Raw genomic sequence first — 593 nt, 5'->3', positions numbered from 1 at the left:
GCGTCCGAGATCCGCGGCGTGACGGAGGAGACCACCACCGGTGTCCACCGCCTCTACGAGATGATGTCCGAGGGCACGCTGCTGTTCCCGGCGATCAACGTGAACGACGCGGTGACGAAGTCGAAGTTCGACAACAAGTACGGCTGCCGCCACTCCCTGATCGACGGCATCAACCGTGCCACCGACGTCCTCATCGGCGGCAAGACGGCCGTGGTCTTCGGCTACGGCGACGTCGGCAAGGGCTGCGCCGAGTCCCTGCGCGGCCAGGGCGCCCGCGTCATCGTCACCGAGATCGACCCGATCTGCGCACTGCAGGCGGCGATGGACGGCTACCAGGTCGCCACCCTCGACGACGTCGTCGAGACCGCCGACATCTTCATCACCACCACCGGCAACAAGGACATCATCATGGCCGCCGACATGGCCAAGATGAAGCACCAGGCCATCGTGGGCAACATCGGCCACTTCGACAACGAGATCGACATGGCCGGCCTCGCGAAGATCGACGGCATCGTCAAGGACGAGGTCAAGCCGCAGGTCCACACCTGGAAGTTCCCCGACGGCAAGGTCCTGATCGTGCTGTCCGAGGGCCG

At 65.3% G+C, this 593-nt stretch carries 1 protein-coding gene; it reads left to right on the top strand.

The annotated features are described in order from the left end of the window. Positions 1 to 593 (top strand): adenosylhomocysteinase (locus PV721_RS43700; protein ID WP_319734481.1); only part of this gene is annotated, 593 nt, incomplete at both ends.

Origin of the sequence: Streptomyces sp. MB09-01 (assembly GCF_033794505.1) — a bacterium.
GTDB lineage: Bacteria > Actinomycetota > Actinomycetes > Streptomycetales > Streptomycetaceae > Streptomyces.
This window is presented reverse-complemented; position numbering and strand designations above follow the sequence as displayed.